The following is an 18364-nucleotide window of genomic DNA, read 5'->3' on the forward strand; positions in this document are numbered from 1 at the left end:
GCGCGTGCGGTCGGGACAAGTGCAGATGTCGACGATCTTCGACGGCCCACTCGACGACTTCGCCTTTCTGGAAATCCATCGCTTCGGCGATGGGGGTGGGAAAGTTGATGTACCACTGATTGGTGCCGCGCTTGCGTTCGATCAACTGAACTTTCGTTGGATAGCCCATAGAGAGCTCCTTTCTGTAACCTAGTCTATATACTAGGTCCTGAATACCAAGAGAAAAAAGCTCGTTCTCTTCAGGCCATGTCGCGGACTAGTAAAGGGCCAAACACGAGCGGCGGCTCTGCGAGCCGCCCTGCTTGACTACGGTAGCGCCGCACGGTGTGCGGCGGACTTACGGATTCAGCTGCTTCCGAATCGCCAGCGCCGCCGCCAGCGCCGCCGCGCGCCGGCCGGGGATCATCAGCAGGTGATTGCCCAGCGGCCGCTCCAGGAGCGCCGGCAGGACGTCGGGATCGTCGAACTCCACGGTCGCCTGCGTCCGGCAAAGGTTCTCATCCTGCCCGCGCTCGATCACCCGGCCCTGGCCGATCCACCACTCCCGCAGGCGCGGGCCGCCGATGCGGTACACCGTGACCTCGTCGGAGGTCCAGTGCCCGGCGATGGCCGTTCCGCGGCCGGATTCGAAGTGCGTGCGGACCGTGTGGCCCGAGACCAGCGTGAACGGCACGGTGCAGTGCGCCAACGTCAGCCGGTTCGCCCGCAGGTCGAGCCGGGAAGGATTGGCCATCCAGCCCGGCTCGTTCCACAGCGCGTGAATCCAGAGCAGGCCCAGGGCGCTGGGGATATCGCCCTCGCACCCGGCCGGGAGCCCTTCGTCGTTGAGGCGGGCCAGCGCGAGGCAGGCCGTCGCGTCCCGCGCGGTCAGCAGGTCGAAGCAGCGCAAGGTCAGTGCCGTCAACCGATGCTGCGCGATCAGGTCTCTCAAGGCCTGATCCATCGTCCGGCCCGCGTCGAGCGCGCGGAGGCATTCCTCCACCGGGATGTAGGCCAGCTCCGGGCCCCACGCGGTGCGCACCAGCTCCGCGTCCGGCGGGCTGGTGAGCAGCCAGTCGGAGGGCATGCCGATCAGGCCCAGGCGCGCCGCGTGCAGGACGCGATTGGCGCGCAGCGCTTCCACGGCCCCGGCGATCGACCGGAATCCGGGATCGTCGTCGCCCGCCTCGGGATCGAAGTAGAACACGCGGCCCGGGATGCCCGCGTTGTGCAGCGAGGCGAAGAACTCGAGCGACGCCGCCAGGGAGCTGTGGTGGGGGATGGCCAGCACCCAGACGGGGCGGCGGCCCACGCGGTCCCAGGCGTCGCGCAACTGCTTCATCAAGCCCTCGGTCCCGCCGCTGATCGGCAGCACCAGGAGCACCTCGTCCCCCGGGGACACCGACGCGCCGTGGGGCGCCGGCGTCAGCGACAGGGTCGCTAGGCGGCGGGCGCAGAGATCGGCCAGGCTCTGCATGGCCGCCGCCTCGTGCAGCGGTGAATGCGCCATGAAGTAGGTGATCGGGGACGAAGTCATGGCCGCATCGTACCCAACCCGGGCCGCGCGCACAATCGCGCATCCTCCTGAATCTTCAGCGTGCGTGAGTTTTCTGTACGATCCGGTCTAATGTGACACGGGCGTCTCGCCCGCGCCTTTTCACGGCCGGGACGGCCGTGCCACACTTCAGATCCAATCGTTCGCTGAAGATTCAGGCGCATCCCAGGACTGATTCATGAGAACGGTGAACCCTCGATCCGTGAAGGGGATGCGATTTTTCTCGAGGGGACTCCCCTCGCGAAACGCGGGGGTCCGGAATCCGCGGAGCCAACCGGCCCCGCGACCGGGGGCGGTCGCGGGCTACGCCGAGTGTCGCATCCGCGGCGTCCGCGTAGCGCGGCCTCGCCCTCGAGGCCGACGCATGCCCTGCTGTGCGCGGGCCTTGTTCTTCCATGGTTGGAACGGGTTACGCTCCTTTATAAATCAGTCCTGGGCGCATCCTTGTCCGCCGGCAATTCCCTTGCCCGGGCGCCCCGGTTTGGCCTATCCTTGCAAAAAAAGGGGCATGCCGATCATGGGAAACTGGTCCAATTTCGTGGCCTGGTGGAAAAGGGCGTGGGGCCGCCAACCCTCCGGGGATTACGTGCCCGTCGAGCCGGATTCGTCGGCCGGGAGCCCGGAACCGGCCCAGGAGAAGTCCGGCCGGATCATCCGTTGGCCCGGCTCGCGCCGGGACCGCCAGCTGGCCGCGCTCCAGGAAGGCTACGTGGAGATGCTGGGCCTGATGCGCGGCATCCGCGAGCACTTGGAAAAGCAGCAGGGCGTGCAGGAGAAAATGGTCCACGTCCTCGACCGCCTGCCGGAATCGATGGACGGGCTCAAGAACGTCGGCCGCGCGGCGGAGCAGCAGGTCGAGGTCATGTCGCTGCTGCGGAAGCAGATCGAGTCCGGCGCCACGCACGACCAGCAGCTGATCGACAGCATGAACCGTTTCAACCAGACGCTCTCCGTCATGGACCAGACCAGCCGCACGTCGGGCCGCGCGGTGGAACAGTTGATCGGAAAGTCCGCCGACTCGGAGAAGATGCTGCGCGAGGCCATGGAGCGTTCCGAGCGGCGGTTCATGATCGTCACGGGTGTCTTTGCGGTCGTGGCCGTGCTCGCGGCGGGCGCGGTGATGTTCCTGGTCTGGGCCGGCCGGACGGCCGCGCCGGCCGACCGCACCCCGGCGCCCGCGGCGGCGATGGAAGCGGCGCCCTCCGCGGACATCACGGCGTCGGAATCCGAGGGCTTGCCCCCCGGCGCCATACCGGTGCCTCCCGAGACCCTGGAGCCCCCAGTGGATGAGCCGGAACCGGCGCCGGCCGAAACGATGGAACCCGCGGTCATGCCCGAGTTGACCCCGGTGGAACCGGCGCCCGAGCCGGAGCCCGCCGTCGAGGCCCCTCCGCCGGAAACGGCGGTGGAAGCAGCGCCTGCCGAACCCGAAAAGCGCGTGAGGAAGCCCCGCCGCTCCGCCCGGCGGCCGTCGCTCGAACCGGCGCCCGCGGAGCCGGAGGCGCCATGAAATACGAACAGGCCGGGCTGGGACGGGTCTTCGTGCTGCGCTTGGAGGACGGGGATATCGTTCACGAAGTCATCGAGAAATTCGCCGCCGAACAGAAGATCCGCGCGGCGTCCGTCATCGTGGTGGGCGGCGCGGACAAGGGAAGCCGCCTGGTCGTCGGACCCGAGAACGGCCGGAGCGATCCGCCGATCTCCCTGATCCATACGCTCGACGACGCCCACGAAGTCGCCGGCACGGGCACGCTCTTCCCCGACGAGGAAGGGAACCCGTTCCTGCACCTTCACCTCGCCGCCGGCCGGGGCGATCGCGCGGTCACCGGCTGTGCCCGGGTCGGGGTGAAGACCTGGCACGTGCTGGAGGTGGTCCTGGTGGAGCTGACCGGCAGCCGCGGCGTGCGCCGGCTCGATCCGAAGCTGGGGTTCAAGCTGTTGGACCCCGAGGGCCCCTGACGCCAACTCCGAGGCACCCATGAGCGACAAGGTCGACGAACTCGATGTATCGGTGGTGGTCCCGGTCTTCAACGAGCAGGAGAGCGTGGCGCCCCTGATGAAGGCGCTTCACGAGTCGCTGTCCGCGCTGGGCCGGAGCTACGAGATGGTGCTGGTGGACGACGGCAGCACGGACGGCACCTGGGCTCAACTGGCGGAAGGCGCCCGGCGCTATCCCGGTGTGCGCCTGGTCCGACTGCGCCGCAATTTCGGCCAGACCGCGGCCATGAGCGCCGGGTTCGACCAGGCCCGCGGCCGCGTCATCGTCACGCTGGACGCGGACCTTCAGAACGACCCGGCGGATATCGGCCTGCTACTCGCGCGCGTGGACGCCGGGGCGGACGTGGTCAGCGGCTGGCGCAAGGACCGGCAGGACAAGTTCCTCTCCCGGCGGCTCCCGTCGGTGATGGCCAACGCGCTGATCAGCCGGATCACCGGCGTGAGGCTCCACGATTACGGCTGCACGCTGAAGGCCTACCGCCGCGAGGTGCTGCAGGGCGTCCGGCTGTACGGCGAGATGCACCGGTTCATCCCGGCCCTCGCCAGCTGGGTGGGGGGGCGGCTGGAGGAGGTCGAAGTCCGCCATCACGCGCGCCGCTACGGGAAATCCAAGTACGGCCTCTCCCGGACCACGCGCGTCATCCTCGACCTCATCACGGTGAAGTTCATCCTGCACTACAGCCGGGGGCCCATCCAGATCTTCGGGCGGATCGGCGGGCTGCTGGGCGTGGTCGGGCTCTTCATGCTGGCCGTCATGGCGGCCGCGAACCTGTCGTACCGGCTCTTCGGAACGACGTTGGCCGCCGACCTGATCAAGCGGCCCTTCTGGATCATGACCTCGTTCATGCTGGTGTTCTTCGGCCTGCAGTTCATCAGCATGGGCCTGCTCGCCGAGATGCAGATCCGCACGTACCACGAATCGCAGAGCAAGCCCATCTACGTGATTCGCGAAACGCTGGACAGCCCGGCGGGCGGCGCCCGCGCGCCCGCATGACACCGCTGGCGTGGAGCAGCGGTTCCCCGGAATCCGCGGCCGCCCGCGCGCTGGAGTCCGCGGGCGAACAGGCCTGGCTCATCGGCGTGTTCTTCCTGGTCATCACCGGCCTCGGGCTGGCGGCAGACGCCGCGCTGGGGATCGCCCTCTGGCGGCGGGCGCCGCGCTGGCCGGTGCGCGAGCGGATCCTGCTTCGTCGCCCCTGGTTCTGGCGGGAGGCCCTCGGCGTGATGATCTGGCTCGCGGCCTGGTACTCGTCGATTCTTGTCCTGCAGCCGCTCTGGCGTGCCGCGGGCCGGTGGGAAACCCTGTGGGTCGTGCTCCAGAGCGCCCTGTTCAACCTCGTGGGCCTGTGGCTCGTGAGCCGGTCGCTGTCCCGGCGCGGGCTGACCTGGCGCAGGGCGTTCGGCGGGCTCCGGGCGGGCTGGCCCGCGCGGCTGGGCGCGGGGGCCCTGTACTACCTGGCCGCCATGCCGTTCATCTGGTTCTATTCCCTGGTCTACCAGGCGGGCCTGCGGGCCAGCGGCTACACGCCCGAGTGGCAGGACGTCGCCGCGGCCTTCGCCGGCGAATCCTCGGGCGCCGTACGCCTGCTGCTGTTCCTGCTCGCCGTCGGGCTGGCCCCGGTGTTCGAGGAGGTCATCTTCCGCGGCATCCTGCTCCCCCTCGTCGCCCGGCGCTGGGGCGTCGCCGCGGCCGTGGTCGCCGTGTCCGCGCTCTTCGCGCTGGTGCACGGACACCTGCCGTCCCTCCTGCCCCTGTTTCTGATCGCCGTCGCGTTCTCGCTGGGCTATATTTACTCGGGCTCGCTGCTGGTGCCCGTGACCATGCACGCGCTCTTCAACGGGATCAACCTGGTCATGCTGGGCTGGCTCCGCTGACCCGGCGTCGGGAGGATGGCATGGCCCTGAAAACCATAGAATGGGTTCCGGACGGCGGCCGCGGGCTGGTCCCGGGCCGCGTGCGCCTGATCGACCAGACCAAGCTGCCGGAGGCTCTGGTCTACCTGGAGACCCGCGACGTCCGGGAGCTCTGGACGGCCATCCGCGAACTCAAGGTCCGCGGCGCGCCCGCGATCGGCGTTGCCGCCGCCATGGGCGTGGTGCTGGCCGCGCAGGCCAGCGCGGCCTCCGACACGCCGGGCCTGCTCAAGGCCGTCAACGAGGGCGCCGCGTACCTCGCCGGTTCGCGGCCCACCGCGGTGAACCTGTTCAACATGCTCGAGCGCATGAAGAAGGCGGCCGCCGGGCTCGCCGGCCTGCCCCCCGGCCGTTTCAAGGAGGCCCTCGCGAAGGAAGCCCGGGCCATCCGCGACGAGGACGCGGAGATGTGCCGGGCCATCGGGCGGCACGGCGTGAGCCTTTTGAAAGACGGTTGCACCGTCCTCACGCACTGCAACGCCGGCGGCCTGGCCACGGCGGAATACGGCACCGCGCTGGCGCCGGTTTACCTCGCCCGGGAGCAGGGCTGGAAGATTTCCGTCTTCGCAGATGAGACCCGCCCGCTGCTCCAGGGAGCCCGGCTGACCGCCTGGGAGCTGATGCAGGCCGGCGTGGATGTCACGCTGATCTGCGACAACATGGCGGCGTCCGTGATGGCGACGGGAAAAATCCATGCCATCCTCGTCGGCGCCGACCGGATCGCCGCCAACGGCGACACGGCCAACAAGATCGGCACCTACTCGCTCGCCGTCCTGGCCGCCGCCCACGAGATCCCGCTCTACGTGCTGGCGCCAACCACCACCTTCGATCTCACGATCCCCGACGGCCGCCATATTCCCATCGAGCACCGCGCGGCGGAAGAGGTCACCGAGGGCCTGGGCCGCCGCACCGCCCCGCGCGGCGTGAAGGTGCACTCGCCGGCCTTCGACGTCACCCCGGCCGGCCTGATCCGCGCCATCGTCTGCGAGCGCGGCATCGCCCGCTCGCCGTACGAAAAAAGCTTGGCCGCGCTATGGCGCGGCAAGCCGTGAGGAGCCGATGTCCACGTTTCATGAACTTGGCGAACGGGAGGTGATCCGCCGGCTCGCGCGGCTGGTCCCCGGCCGGCCGGATGTCCGCGTGGGCATCGGCGACGACGTGGCGGTGGTCGAGCACGCGGGCGCGCACGACCTGCTCCTCACGTCCGACGCCGTAATCGAGAAGGTCCATTTTCTTTCGGATGCCGAACCCGGGCGGGTGGGGCACAAGGCGGTGGGCCGGGTCTTGAGCGATTTCGCGGCGATGGGGGGCGAACCGTTGTGGGCTCTGGTGGATCTCGTGGCCCCGCCGGACACGCAGGTCGAGTGGGCCGAGGCCGTCTATCGCGGCGCCGCCCGGCTGGCGTCCCGCTTCAACCTGGCCATCATCGGCGGGGACACCACGGGCGGCCCCGTTCGCGAGTTGCACGTCTTCGGCGTCGGGCGCGTCCCGGTTGGGACGGCCGTGCTGCGTTCCGGCGCCCGGCCCGGGGATGTGCTGTATGTCACTGGCGCCCTCGGCGGCAGCCTGGCGGGGCGGCACCTTTCGTTCGAGCCGCGCGTGGCCGAGGGGCTCTGGCTGCGGGAGGGCCGCTGGGCCACCGCGATGATGGACATCAGCGACGGGCTGCTCGTGGACCTGGCGCGGCTGCTGGAGCGAAGCGGCGCGGGCGCCGAGCTCCGGGCGGAGCGGGTGCCCGTTTCGCCGGAGGCCCGCGCCGCGAAGGACGGGCGCAGCCTGCTGGACCACGCGCTGGCGGACGGCGAGGATTACGAACTGCTCTTCACCGTGCCCGCGGACAAAGCGACGGCCTTTGTATCTGCGTGGGCGGCACAGTTTGACTTGCCCTGTACGGCCATCGGCGCCATCGCGGGTGAAAACCTGGTGCTCCTGGATCAGGCCGGGAAGCCCATCGTACCGGGACAGGCCGGCTACGAGCATTTCATATGATGGAGGCAGGCCGCCCCCGGCCTGCAAAGACGCCGCCCACGCGCGTCATAGACGCGCCGCTACAGGGCCTCCCCTCTGTAGTGGCGGCTCTACGAGCCGCCCGCGGGCGCCGGCTCGTGCGCCTTGCGCCCGTACACCTTCTCGTAGGCGCGACAGTAGGGACACACACCGCCCTCGATCGTTTTGACGAACCAGAACGCCATCCCGCGCTGTTTCCGGCGGGCGTGCCGGCACACGGGACACTCCACGCACTGCTGCGCCATCCGGCGGTCGCGCTCGGTGATTTCCGCGCTCCCGGTCATGGCGCCGCCTTTTCCTGTTCCACGATGCGGCCGCCTTTTTGCAGGATGATCTGCGAACCCCCGCTGTCCACCTGGCCCCGGCTGCGGTTGGCTCCGAGGTCCACGCTGGCCGCAAGGCCGTTCTCAATGACGACCTGGCCATTCGTATAAATCAGGATTTCCTGTCCCCCGAGCAGGCTGGAACCCCGCGGCTTGCCGAGGATATCGATCACCCGCTCGCGCGTGTCGCCGACCTGCACTTGCGCCGCCTCCGGCTTTTCCTCGGCGGGCCGGTTCTTCCAGCGAAAATACGCGTACGCGGCAAGGCCGGCGATGACGAGCGCCGCGAGCAGCATGTATCCGATGCGGGGTCCGCTGCTGGGCCAGTCCTCGTCCGGGTCGCGGGCGGGAGTTCGCTCGGGGTCGTGTATGGGCGGGGTGAAATGATCCATGGCCGCTCCCGGTTGATGTCTGCCGGAAATCCTAGGGGCCCAGCCCCCCCGCGTCCAGTCCAAAGCCTCCGATGATTTTGTTTCGTTCGGTGCCCGCCTTCCGCTATAAACGGCGGCGCGAAAGGAATCCCGGCATGGCTTTATCACTCTTTCTTATCGGCGCGCCGCGATCGGGCAAGACCGCCGTTTTCGAGGCGCTGACCAACACGCCCGAGGGGCATCATTCCAGCGCCAAGGGCGCGCACCGCCTCGGCTCGGTCAAGGTGCCCGACGCGCGCCTGGCCGCGCTGCGGGACCTGTACCAGCCGAAGAAATACACGCCGGCGGAGGTGACTTTCGTGGACGTCGCCCTTCCGCCCGTAGCCGAGGGGGGGCATGCCCTGACGGCCTTGGCGACGCTGCTGGGCGAGGCCGACGCCTTCGTGCTGGTGGTCCAGGCCTTCGGCGACATGGACAGCCGGGGCAAGCCGCTGGACCCGGCCGCGCAGCTGGAATCCACCGCGCTGGAACTGGTCTTCGCCGACCTGGAAAAAGTGGAGACGCGCCTCGGGCGCATCGAGCACGAAAAGAAGCGCGGGCTGAAGACCAATCCGGCCGAAGAAGCCGCCCTGCAGAAGGGCAAGGCGGCCCTCGAGGCCGGGACGCCGCTGCGCCGGGTGGAGTGGACCGGCGAGGAGGAGAAAACGCTTCGGACCTTCCAGTTCCTGTCCATGAAGCCGGCCCTCATCGTCGCGAACGTCGGGGAAGGGGACTTGAGCGGGGCCGGCCTGGGGGCCTTGCGCCAAGCGGCTCAACGCTTCGGGTGCGAACTGCTGGTCTTCTGCGCGGTGCTGGAGGCGGAAATGGCACAACTGGAACAGGCCGCGCAGGCGGCCTTCCTTTCGGATTACGGGCTGACTGAACCCGCCCGCGTCCGGTTGATCCAGGCCGCCTACCGGCTGTTGAACCTGATCAGCTTCTTCACCGTGGGCGAGGACGAGGTGCGGGCGTGGACCATCCGGCAGGGCACGCAGGCCCAGGCCGCGGCCGGCAAGGTGCACAGCGATATCGAGCGGGGCTTCATCCGCGCCGAGACCGTCGCCAGCGCGGAATTGTTGAAAACCAGGTCATGGTCCGCCTGCCGCGACAACGCCACGCTGCGGCTGGAAGGCAAGACCTACGAGGTCCAGGACGGCGACGTCATCCACTTCCGGTTCAACGCGTAGACGGTCTCGCGGGAGCTCGACCCTCCATCTTCACGCCGATGAACCTGGAGGGCGGAGCTCCTGCGACGCCGGTTCCGGATAGAGACGTACCGGTCCGCGGCCTCATGTCCCGATCGAGAACATCGTCTCCAGGTCGTGCCTGGAATACACCTGGAAGGCGATCAGGGTCTGCGAGCGGGTGATGCCCTTCACCTTGAGGAGATGCTTGGTGACCAAGTCCGCCAGGCCCTCGTTGTCCTTCACCCGGATGATCGCGACGAGGTCGAACTGCCCGGCCACCGAGTAGACTTCCGAGATGCCGGCCTGCCCGGCCAGTTGCTCCGCGACCTCGTTCACCTTGTCACGATCTACGTTCAGCAGCACCATTGCGGTAACCATGAGATTGCCTCCTTCGCGGGGTTCCGTTTAAACTGGTCCCAGCATAGCATGCGCTGCCTGAAAATAAAGACGTTCAAGCCGGGAGAGGAGAAACCGAAATCGGTCATTTCCATCCCCCTGGCGGTCGCGCGCCTGGCCGGGAGGCTTCTCCCGCGGCCCGTGGCCGAGGACTTGGCCCGCAAGGGAATCAACGTGCCGGAGATCCTCGCCATCATTACGAAGGAAGGCCTCCGCGGCACGCTGATCGAAATCGAAAAGAACGGCGAGCGGACGGTGGTATCGGTGGAATAGTCCTCCACCATTCACTATTCACCATCCACCCTTCACTTCTTCTCCGCCCCGTCCTCCGGCAGCACCAGGTTCAGCAGGATGCCCACGATGCCGGCGAGGCCGATGCCGCCCATCGAGAACCGCCCGCAGGTGATCGTCAGGTCGCCGATGCCGACCACGAGAATGACCGAGGCGATCACCAGGTTCCGCGGCTTGCTCATGTCGAGCTGCGCCTTGACCAGCGTCCCGGCGCCGATGGCCGCGATCATGCCGAAGAGCAGCACCATGATGCCGCCCATCACGGGGGAGGGGATGGTGCGGAGGAAGCCGCCGAGCTTGCTCACGAACCCGACGAGCATCGCCGTCACCGCCGCGATCCGCATGTACCGGGGATCGAACGCCCGTGTCAGCGCCACCGCCCCGGTGACTTCCGAGTACGTGGTGTTCGGCGGCCCGCCCAGCAGCGCGGCCAGGGAGGTGGCCAGGCCGTCGCCCAGCAGGGTGCGGTGCAGGCCGGGATCGCGGACGTAGTCCTGCCCGGTCACGTTGGAAATGGCGAGGATATCCCCGACATGCTCGATCGAGGGCGCCAGCGCCACCGGCACCAGGAAGGCGACGGCCGCCCAGTCCAGGCGCGGCCACTCGAATTGCCCGCAGCGCAGCGCCTCGCTCCAGGGCGTCGAAAACCAGGGCGCCGCGTGCAGGGCCTCGAAGTTCACCCGGCCCAGGATCAGGCAGATCGTGTACCCGACCGCGACGCCGCACAGGATGGGGATCAGACGGAGCATGCCCCGCCCGAAGATCACGGCGGCAATCGCCGTGCCGAGCGAGACCAGCGCGACGATCATGGCCTGGCCCTCCGGCGCGCCGCCGGAAGCGAACGACTTGCACATGCCGACCGCCACGGGGGCCAGTTTCAGGCCGATGACCATGATCACCGGCCCGGTGACGATCGCCGGCATCAGGCGATGGATCGTGCCCGTGCCGCCAAAAAAGATCATCAGGCTCAAGACGAGGTACAGCAGCCCGGCGGCGGCCAGGCCGCCGAGCGTGGCCCCCATGCCGAATTGCTCCACGGCTTGCTGGATGGGCGCGATGAACGCAAAAGAACTGGCCAGGAAAATGGGCACCTTTCCCCCCGTGATGGCATGAAACAGGAGGGTCCCGGCCCCGGCCGTAAACAGGGCAATGCATGGCGAGAACCCGGTCAGCAACGGCACCAGAACCAGGGCTCCAAAAGCAACGAAAAGCATCTGAACGCCAAGAACCGTCCTGCGAAGAATGTCCATGGGCCTTCCTCCTTAACAGCATGCACGATAACGAGGTCAGCCGGTTCGGTCAATGAAACAAGAGTTCATGCAGATTTACAGATCAACGAGAAATACGAAATTACAAGTAATCCATATTTCATGCTATTATTTAAGTCTGCCTTTAATGAAATGTCGATTGTTTGCTATAAATGTGAGCTTTTATACTGACAGATACCGTTTATGCTTGTATTATAAGCAGACTATTATCAATATTTATCTTGCATGCTTTGCTTCTCATGGTATCTTATCAGTAAATATTGCAGTTATTCTTGATTAAAAGGGGAAGATATGACTGAAAAGAGACTAGATGGGGCACAGGCTTTAATCAAGTGCCTGGAAAGGGAGGGCATCGAGTACATGTTTGGCCTGTCTGGTGGAGCGGCCATACCGATATTCGATGCTTTGATCACAACCAATACGAAGATCAAGTTTGTCCTTGTCAGGCATGAGCAGGGCGCGGCACACATGGCCGATGGCTATGCCCGGGCTACCGGAAAGCCGGCGGCGGTGCTGGTGACCAGCGGGCCGGGCGCGACGAACACGCTGACGGGAATCATGACGGCGCACATGGATTCGGTGCCGATGATCGTGATTACCGGGCAGTCGGTGTCCTGGATGCTGGGCAAGGACGCCTTCCAGGAGGCGGACATCTTCGGCATCACGATGCCCGTGGTGAAGCACAGCTACCTGGTGAAGAATTCGAACGACATTCCGCGGGTGGCGCGCGAGGCGTACCACATCGCGACGACGGGTCGGCCGGGGCCGGTGCTGATCGATATCCCCAAGGACGTGAGCGCGGGGGCCTGCACGGCGGACCTCTACCAGGAAATGGACCTGCCGGGCTACAAGCCGTACCCGGAAGCCATGGACAAGGAGAAGATCCTGGAGATCGCCGAGGCGCTGAACAAGTCGCGCAAGCCCGTGCTGCTGGTGGGCCATGGCGCGATCATCTCGGACGCCTGTGCGCAGGTGAAGGCGCTGGCGGAGAAACTGAACGCCCCGGTGGTGAACACGCTGCTGGGCAAGGGCGGCTTCCCGGAAACGCACCGGCTGGCGCTGGGCATGCTCGGCATGCACGGCACGGCCTACGCAACCAAGGCCGTGGTGGAGGCCGACCTGATCATGTCCATCGGGTCGCGGTTCGACGACCGCATCATCGGCCAGCCGGACAAGTTCGGCCGCAACGCGACGAAGATCCATATCGACGTGGACCCGATGGAAATCGGCAAGATGATCAAGCCGGACCTGTTCATCATCGGCGATGCGCGGCCGATCCTGGACGAGTTGAACAAGCACGTGGCGCGGCTGGACACCTCCGAATGGCTGGCCCACCTGGAGGGCTACAAGAAGAAGTACCCGCTGCACTACAAGAAGCAGGGCGGGCTGAAGATGCAGCACATCATGGACGAGCTGTACAAGCTGACCGGCGGCAAGGCGGTCGTGGTGACCGACGTGGGCCAGCACCAGATGTGGGCGGCGCAGTTCTGGAAGACGGACGGCCGCAACGACTGGTTGAGCTCCGGCGGCGCCGGGACGATGGGCTACGGCCTCCCGGCGGCCATCGGCGCGCAGTTCGGGCGGCCGAAGGAAACGGTCATCGTGTTCTGCGGCGACGGCGGGTTCCAGATGACCATGCCCGAGCTGGCCACGGCGTGCCTGCACAAGCTGCCGATCAAGATCATCGTGCTCAACAACCATTACCTGGGCATGGTGCGGCAGTGGCAGCAGCTGTTCTACGACGACCGCAGGAGCGGCGTGGACCTGGAGGGCAACCCGGACTTCGCCAAGCTGATCGAGAGCTACGAGAACGGGAGAGGCCTGACCCTGAAGCGGCCGGCCGACGTGCGGAAGATCCTGACCCGCGCCCTGGAGTACAACGACGGGCCGTGCCTGGTGAACGCCGAGGTGGTGAAGACCGACAACGTCTTTCCCATGGTGCCCGCGGGCCGCGCCCTCGAGGACCTCCTCGTGGAGCCCCCGCGCCAGAAGATGGAAAAACCCACGGGTTCGACGTGAGCCGAGGAAGGAAAGGATAGGACCATGAGCAAGATGGCGAACGGCAGTGATATCCATACCTTGAGCGTGTACGTGGCCAACAAGCCCGGCGTGCTGGCCCGCATCGCGCAGGTCTTCGCCCGGCGCGGCTTCAACATCGATTCGCTGGTCGTGTCTTCGTCCGTGGACGGCAACTTCTCCCGGATGACGATCACGGCCAAGGGCGACCCGTCGGGCCTCCAGCAGGTGATCGAGGCCTTGCGCAAGCTCATCGACGTGCTGCACTGCGTGGACCACACCGGCGAGGACATCGTGGTGCGCGAGCTGGCACTGGTGAAGATCAAGGTCACCGCGGAGGAGCGGACCGAGGCGCTTCAAATCGCGGATCATTTCGGCGCGAAGACCGTGGACCTGACGGAGACCTCCATGATCCTGATGGTCACCGGCACCACGGACAAGCTGGACGCGATGATCGGCCTGGTGAAGAAGTTCCAGGTCATCGAACTGGTGCGGACGGGCAAGGTGGTCATGGCCCGCGGCGCGGAAGAGACCTGATCGGACCTCCTTCACCGGCCGGCAAGCCGGCCGGGGTCGCACGGCCCCGGCGGGCTTGATCGAGAAGAAAACGGCCCCGGCGGGCTTGTCCCGCCGGGGAAGAAGGTCTATCGTCGGTCCATGCTGCTTCCGCTGGTCCACAACCTCCATTACTCCTGGTCCGGATGGCCGTCGGCCGCCGAGTTCCCCTTGGAGCCCGCCGCACCGTTCCTTGACGATCTCCGGGCGGCCTGGCGCCGCGACGGGCTTGAACTGGAGTCTCGTAACTGGCGGCCCGACGTCATCAGCATGACCTTCCACGCGGCTCCAGACGCCTCGCCCGTGTTCATCACCGCCCGCGTGAAGGGGCGCATTCAGCACACGTTGCGCCGGTCCGGTACGCCCTGCGATTTCAGCCGGAAAGTGGCGCTGCGCTCCCTGGGGGACAATCAGTCCGACGTCGTGGGAAACTATCTTCGAGAGCAGACGGCCCGCGCGGACTTCGCGGACGAGCGGTATCGGGCCACGCTGCGGGAGGCAAGCCTTGAGGACGCCACGGTGGATTTGTCCGCCCCCGCGGAAACGAATAGCGGGAGATACTGGTACAACCTGCATCTGGTGGCCGTTACGCAGGACCGGGTTCGAGTCGGCCGCGAGGATTTCCTGTACAAGATTCGGGACGGTGTGCTCGCCTGGGCGCGGGAGATGGATTGCCGCCTTGGATCGCTGGCGCTGATGCCGGACCATGTTCATCTGGCGGTACGGGGCGCCCTGGCGCGGTCGCCCATGGAGTTGGCGGAGACGCTGTGGAGAACGCTCAACCGGGCCGCCGGCTGCCGGCTCATGAGCGATAAGGTCTACGCGGGTACGTTTTCGGAGTACAGCGTCAAGGTGGTGCTGTGAAGGAGGCTCGGACCTCCTTCACCGGCCGGGCAAGCCGGCCGGGGTTGATTAGGAACGGCCCCGGCGGGCAAGCCGGCCGGCGTTGATTAGGGGCGGCCCCGGCGGGCTTGTCCCGCCGGGGAAGAAGGTCTGGGAAGTCCGGCGGATTGACCCTGCCGCCCGCCCCCCGTATAGTCTCTCCTCCATGAGCAAAACACTTTTCGAGAAAATCTGGGACCGGCACGTGGTCCGGACGCTGCCGGACGGCAGCGTGCTGCTGTTCATCGACCGGCACCTGGTGCACGAGGTGACCAGCCCGCAGGCCTTCGAGGGGCTGCGGCTGGCGGGGCGCAAGGTCCGCCGCCCGGAGCTGACCTTCGCCACGATGGACCACAACGTGCCGACGGACCAGCAGGCCGTCATCCGCGACCCCATCTCCAAGGCGCAGGTGGAGGCGCTGGAACAGAACTGCCGCGATTTCGGCGTCACGCTGTACGACCTGCAGAGCGACCGCGTGGGCATCGTCCATATCATCGGCCCCGAACTGGGCCTGACGCTGCCGGGGACGACCATCGTGTGCGGCGACTCGCACACGGCGACGCACGGCGCGTTCGGCACGCTGGCGTTCGGCATCGGGACCTCGGAGGTCGAGCACGTGCTGGCGACCCAGACGCTGCGCCAGAAGAAGCCGAAGACGTTCCGGGTCGAATACACCGGCCGCCTGAAACCAGGCGCCACGTCGAAGGACATGATTCTGAAGCTGATCGGCCTGATCGGGACGGCCGGGGGCACGGGCTATGTCCTGGAGTACGCCGGCACGGCTGTCTCCGCGCTGTCCATGGAGGCGCGGATGACGATCGGCAACATGAGCATCGAGGCCGGCGCGCGCGCCGGGATGATCGCGCCCGACGACACGACGTTCCAGTACATCGCCTCGGGTAAACGCCCGTTCGCGCCGAAGGGCGCCGCGCTGGACAAGGCCGTGGCCTTCTGGAAGACCCTGCCCAGCGAGCCCGGCGCAAAGTTTGACCGCGAGCTGACCATCGACGCCTCGGCCATCGCGCCGCAGGTGACGTGGGGCACCAGCCCCGGCATGGTGACGGACGTCAGCGGCGTGGTGCCGGCGCCCGGCCAGGTACCCGGCTACAGCGCCAAGGACGTCGAGCAGGCGCTGGCCTACATGGGCCTGGCGCCGGGGACGCGCATCACGGACATCAAGGTGGACACCGTGTTCATCGGGAGCTGCACGAACGGGCGCATCGAGGATCTGCGCAAGGCGGCCGCCATCCTGAAAGGGCGGAAAATCGCGAAGAACGTGCGCGCGATGGTCGTGCCCGGCTCGGCCGCCGTGCGCCGGCAGGCGATGGCGGAGGGGCTGGACAAGATCTTCACCGCCGCCGGCGCGGAATGGCGCTACGCGGGCTGCAGCATGTGCCTGGCGATGAATCCCGACCAGCTGAAGCTCGGCGAGCGGTGCGCCGCGACGTCCAACCGCAACTTCGAGGGCCGCCAGGGCAAGGGCGGGCGCACGCACCTGTGCAGCCCCGAGATGGCCGCCTGGGCCGCCGTCGAAGGGCATTTCGTGGATATCCGGGAGCGAATGTGATATCCTGACCGTGGAGCAAACGATATGGCCAATACCTATACTGCCGTGATGAAACAGGACGGGGCGTGGTGGATCGGCTGGATTGAGGAAGTTCCTGGAGTCAACTGCCAGGAGCGGACGAGGGAGAAACTGTTGGTGAGTCTCCGCACCACCTTGGCGGAAGCCTTGGACTTGAACCGCCAGGAAGCGATTCGAGCGGCCGTATCCAACTATAGCGAGGAACTGGTTACGATATGAAGCGCGTCATACTGCTCAAGCATTTGCGAGAGCAGGGTTGCGTGTTCATCCGGGAGGGCGGAAGTCATTCATGGTGGCAGAATCCGGCGCAGAACCGACGCTCCTCCGTGCCCCGGCATACGGAAATCAACGATCTACTAGCCCGCAAGATATGCAAAGACCTGGGAATTCGCTCTGTTTAACAAAGACTATCTCATGAATGCTTTTACCACCCATCGCGGGATCATCGCGCCGCTGGACAACGCCAACGTGGACACGGACCAGATCATCCCGAAGCAGTTCCTGAAGTCCATCAAGCGGACCGGCTTCGGCGAGGCCCTGTTCTTCGACTGGCGCTACCTGCCGGACGGGAAGCCCAACCCGGACTTCCCGCCCAACCGGCCCGAGTTCAAGGGCGCCTCCATCCTGGTCGCCCGCAATAATTTCGGTTGCGGCTCCAGCCGCGAGCACGCCGTCTGGGCTGTGATGCAATACGGCTTCCACGCCGTCATCGCGCCCTGGCAGCAGCGGGGCGATACGCGGGTGCCGGCCTTCGCGGACATCTTCCGGAACAACTGCGTGCAGAACGGCCTGCTGACCGTCGAGCTGTCCGAGGCCGAGGTCGAGGAGATCTTTCAGATGGTCGGCCGGTTCCCCGGGCTGGAGGCCACGGTGGATCTGGACGAGCAGCGCGTCGTGCTGCACCTGCCCGAGGAGATCGCCTTCCATTTCCAGATCGATCCCGGGGTCAAGGAGCACCTGCGCCGCGGCCTGGACGCCATCGGGCTGACCCTGCAGCATGAGGCGGACATTGCGGCGTTCGAGAAAAGCCATGATGTGCAGATGGCCCGGTAGGGGCGCCGCTCGTCGGCGCCCGCCCTGTAGTACGCGCTTCGCTTCACTACAGGGCCCGCGGGCGTCGCAAGCGACGCCCCTACGGTAGACCCATGCTCCAGCAAACCTTCCTCCACCTGCCCGGCATCGGCGAGACCCGCGAGCGGCGGTTCTGGCGGGAGGGAATCGTCGACTGGCCCGCGTTCCTGGACGCCCACGGGTGCGGAAAGCTGTGCGGCCACCGCTATGACCGTGTCGCGCCGACCGTGGAGGAATCCATCCGGCGTTACGCGGCCGGCGACTGGCGACACTTCGAGCAATGCCTGCCGTCCGCCCACAAGTGGCGTGCGCTGGGCGACCTCATGGAACAAGCCCTCTACGTGGATATCGAGACCAATGGGTACGTCGGGCCGGACGCGATCACGGTGATTGGCGTGTACGACGGGCGCGAGGCGCGCGCGTTCGTCGAGGGGCGGGACCTCGACCAGGCCCTCGAGGTCATCGAGGCCCATCCGCTGGTCGTCACGTTCAACGGGGCCGCCTTCGACATGCCCCTGATCCGCCAGCGGTTCCGGCACAACCTGTTCAACCACATCCATCTCGACCTCCGCTTCCCGCTCAAGAAGCTGGGATACGCCGGCGGCTTGAAACGTATCGAGCAGGCCTTCGGGATCGAGCGGTCGGAGCAGACACGCGGACTCGACGGCTGGGATGCCGTCCGGCTCTGGAGCGAGTACCAGGCCGGACGCAGGAAATCACTCGAGGTCCTGGTCGAGTACAACCTCGAGGACGTCAGGAACCTCGAACCGCTCGCGCGCTACGTCTTCGAGAATATGAAGAAACAGACGGGGATTTAACCACGGTGATCACGGAGGCACGGAGGAGAGCGGAAGATGCCCGCCGATTACGCAGATAGACGCAGATGATTGATAAATCCGCGTGATCTGCGGGCCATTCTTCTTCCTC

Annotated in this window: 20 protein-coding genes; 15 read left to right on the forward strand and 5 right to left on the reverse strand. The window is 66.6% G+C overall.

Features of this window, described 5'->3' with window-relative positions; translation table 11 throughout:
• Positions 1–337: 337 nt before the first annotated feature.
• Positions 338–1516: a hypothetical protein gene (locus KA248_09325; GenBank protein MBP7830103.1), complete on the reverse strand. Its 1179-nt coding sequence runs from the start codon at positions 1514–1516 to the stop codon at positions 338–340.
• Positions 1517–2042: 526 nt separating this feature from the next.
• Here KA248_09325 and KA248_09330 point away from each other — a divergent pair.
• The 6 genes from KA248_09330 to thiL are packed head-to-tail and all read left to right on the forward strand — an operon-like array spanning position 2043 to position 7435.
• Entirely contained in the window at positions 2043–3044 is a 1002-nt protein-coding gene (locus KA248_09330; GenBank protein ID MBP7830104.1) for a hypothetical protein, read from the forward strand.
• Positions 3041–3493, forward strand: a complete 453-nt coding sequence (locus KA248_09335) for a DNA-binding protein (protein MBP7830105.1) — start codon at positions 3041–3043, stop codon at positions 3491–3493. The genes KA248_09330 and KA248_09335 overlap by 4 nt, the downstream gene beginning before the upstream one ends.
• Positions 3494–3512: 19 nt before the next feature.
• Positions 3513–4526 (forward strand): glycosyltransferase family 2 protein, encoded by a 1014-nt coding sequence (locus KA248_09340; protein MBP7830106.1) that lies wholly within the window; start codon positions 3513–3515, stop codon positions 4524–4526.
• Complete coding sequence (locus tag KA248_09345) at positions 4523–5407, forward strand: CPBP family intramembrane metalloprotease (GenBank protein MBP7830107.1); 885 nt, start codon at positions 4523–4525, stop codon at positions 5405–5407. Before KA248_09340 ends, KA248_09345 begins: the two co-directional genes overlap by 4 nt.
• Before the next feature lie 20 nt (positions 5408–5427).
• Positions 5428–6498: an S-methyl-5-thioribose-1-phosphate isomerase gene (gene mtnA / locus KA248_09350; GenBank protein MBP7830108.1), complete on the forward strand. Its 1071-nt coding sequence runs from the start codon at positions 5428–5430 to the stop codon at positions 6496–6498.
• Between the two features lie 7 nt (positions 6499–6505).
• Positions 6506–7435 carry a thiamine-phosphate kinase gene (gene thiL, locus KA248_09355; protein ID MBP7830109.1) on the forward strand — a complete coding sequence of 310 codons (930 nt, stop codon included), beginning with the start codon at positions 6506–6508 and terminating at the stop codon, positions 7433–7435.
• An 89-nt stretch (positions 7436–7524) separates the two neighbouring features.
• Here thiL and KA248_09360 read toward each other — a convergent pair whose 3' ends face one another.
• Together KA248_09360 and KA248_09365 are read right to left on the reverse strand one after the other, a co-directional pair.
• A complete protein-coding gene (locus tag KA248_09360; protein MBP7830110.1) occupies positions 7525–7737 on the reverse strand; it encodes a hypothetical protein in 213 nt (70 codons plus the stop codon).
• Positions 7734–8168 carry a hypothetical protein gene (locus KA248_09365; GenBank protein ID MBP7830111.1) on the reverse strand — a complete coding sequence of 145 codons (435 nt, stop codon included), beginning with the start codon at positions 8166–8168 and terminating at the stop codon, positions 7734–7736. The genes KA248_09360 and KA248_09365 overlap by 4 nt, the downstream gene beginning before the upstream one ends.
• A 134-nt stretch (positions 8169–8302) precedes the next feature.
• On the opposite strand from KA248_09365, the gene KA248_09370 reads away from it, so the two are divergent.
• On the forward strand, positions 8303–9373 hold the full coding sequence (locus KA248_09370; GenBank protein MBP7830112.1) for a YchF family ATPase: 1071 nt from the start codon (positions 8303–8305) through the stop codon (positions 9371–9373).
• A gap of 102 nt (positions 9374–9475) precedes the next feature.
• Here the strand turns inward: KA248_09370 and KA248_09375 are convergent, their stop codons facing one another.
• A complete protein-coding gene (locus tag KA248_09375) occupies positions 9476–9751 on the reverse strand; it encodes an Lrp/AsnC ligand binding domain-containing protein (GenBank protein ID MBP7830113.1) in 276 nt (91 codons plus the stop codon).
• A gap of 48 nt (positions 9752–9799) precedes the next feature.
• On the opposite strand from KA248_09375, the gene KA248_09380 reads away from it, so the two are divergent.
• Positions 9800–10042 (forward strand): hypothetical protein, encoded by a 243-nt coding sequence (locus KA248_09380; protein MBP7830114.1) that lies wholly within the window; start codon positions 9800–9802, stop codon positions 10040–10042.
• Positions 10043–10074: 32 nt separating this feature from the next.
• Here KA248_09380 and KA248_09385 read toward each other — a convergent pair whose 3' ends face one another.
• On the reverse strand, positions 10075–11310 hold the full coding sequence (locus tag KA248_09385) for a uracil-xanthine permease (protein MBP7830115.1): 1236 nt from the start codon (positions 11308–11310) through the stop codon (positions 10075–10077).
• Between the two features lie 309 nt (positions 11311–11619).
• On the opposite strand from KA248_09385, the gene ilvB reads away from it, so the two are divergent.
• From ilvB to KA248_09420, 7 genes are all read left to right on the forward strand, one after another.
• Positions 11620–13347, forward strand: a complete 1728-nt coding sequence (gene ilvB, locus KA248_09390) for a biosynthetic-type acetolactate synthase large subunit (GenBank protein ID MBP7830116.1) — start codon at positions 11620–11622, stop codon at positions 13345–13347.
• Positions 13348–13371: 24 nt separating this feature from the next.
• Positions 13372–13881, forward strand: a complete 510-nt coding sequence (ilvN, locus tag KA248_09395) for an acetolactate synthase small subunit (GenBank protein MBP7830117.1) — start codon at positions 13372–13374, stop codon at positions 13879–13881.
• A gap of 120 nt (positions 13882–14001) precedes the next feature.
• Complete coding sequence (locus tag KA248_09400) at positions 14002–14763, forward strand: transposase (protein MBP7830118.1); 762 nt, start codon at positions 14002–14004, stop codon at positions 14761–14763.
• A 184-nt stretch (positions 14764–14947) separates the two neighbouring features.
• Positions 14948–16348: a 3-isopropylmalate dehydratase large subunit gene (gene leuC / locus KA248_09405; GenBank protein MBP7830119.1), complete on the forward strand. Its 1401-nt coding sequence runs from the start codon at positions 14948–14950 to the stop codon at positions 16346–16348.
• A 233-nt stretch (positions 16349–16581) separates the two neighbouring features.
• Positions 16582–16767, forward strand: a complete 186-nt coding sequence (locus KA248_09410) for a type II toxin-antitoxin system HicA family toxin (protein ID MBP7830120.1) — start codon at positions 16582–16584, stop codon at positions 16765–16767.
• A 13-nt stretch (positions 16768–16780) separates the two neighbouring features.
• On the forward strand, positions 16781–17419 hold the full coding sequence (leuD, locus tag KA248_09415) for a 3-isopropylmalate dehydratase small subunit (GenBank protein ID MBP7830121.1): 639 nt from the start codon (positions 16781–16783) through the stop codon (positions 17417–17419).
• A gap of 92 nt (positions 17420–17511) precedes the next feature.
• Positions 17512–18255 (forward strand): ribonuclease H-like domain-containing protein, encoded by a 744-nt coding sequence (locus KA248_09420; protein MBP7830122.1) that lies wholly within the window; start codon positions 17512–17514, stop codon positions 18253–18255.
• The last annotated feature ends 109 nt before the right edge of the window (positions 18256–18364 follow it).

It is taken from the genome of Kiritimatiellia bacterium, assembly GCA_018001225.1.
Taxonomy (GTDB): Bacteria; Verrucomicrobiota; Kiritimatiellia; order CAIQIC01; family JAGNIJ01; genus JAGNIJ01.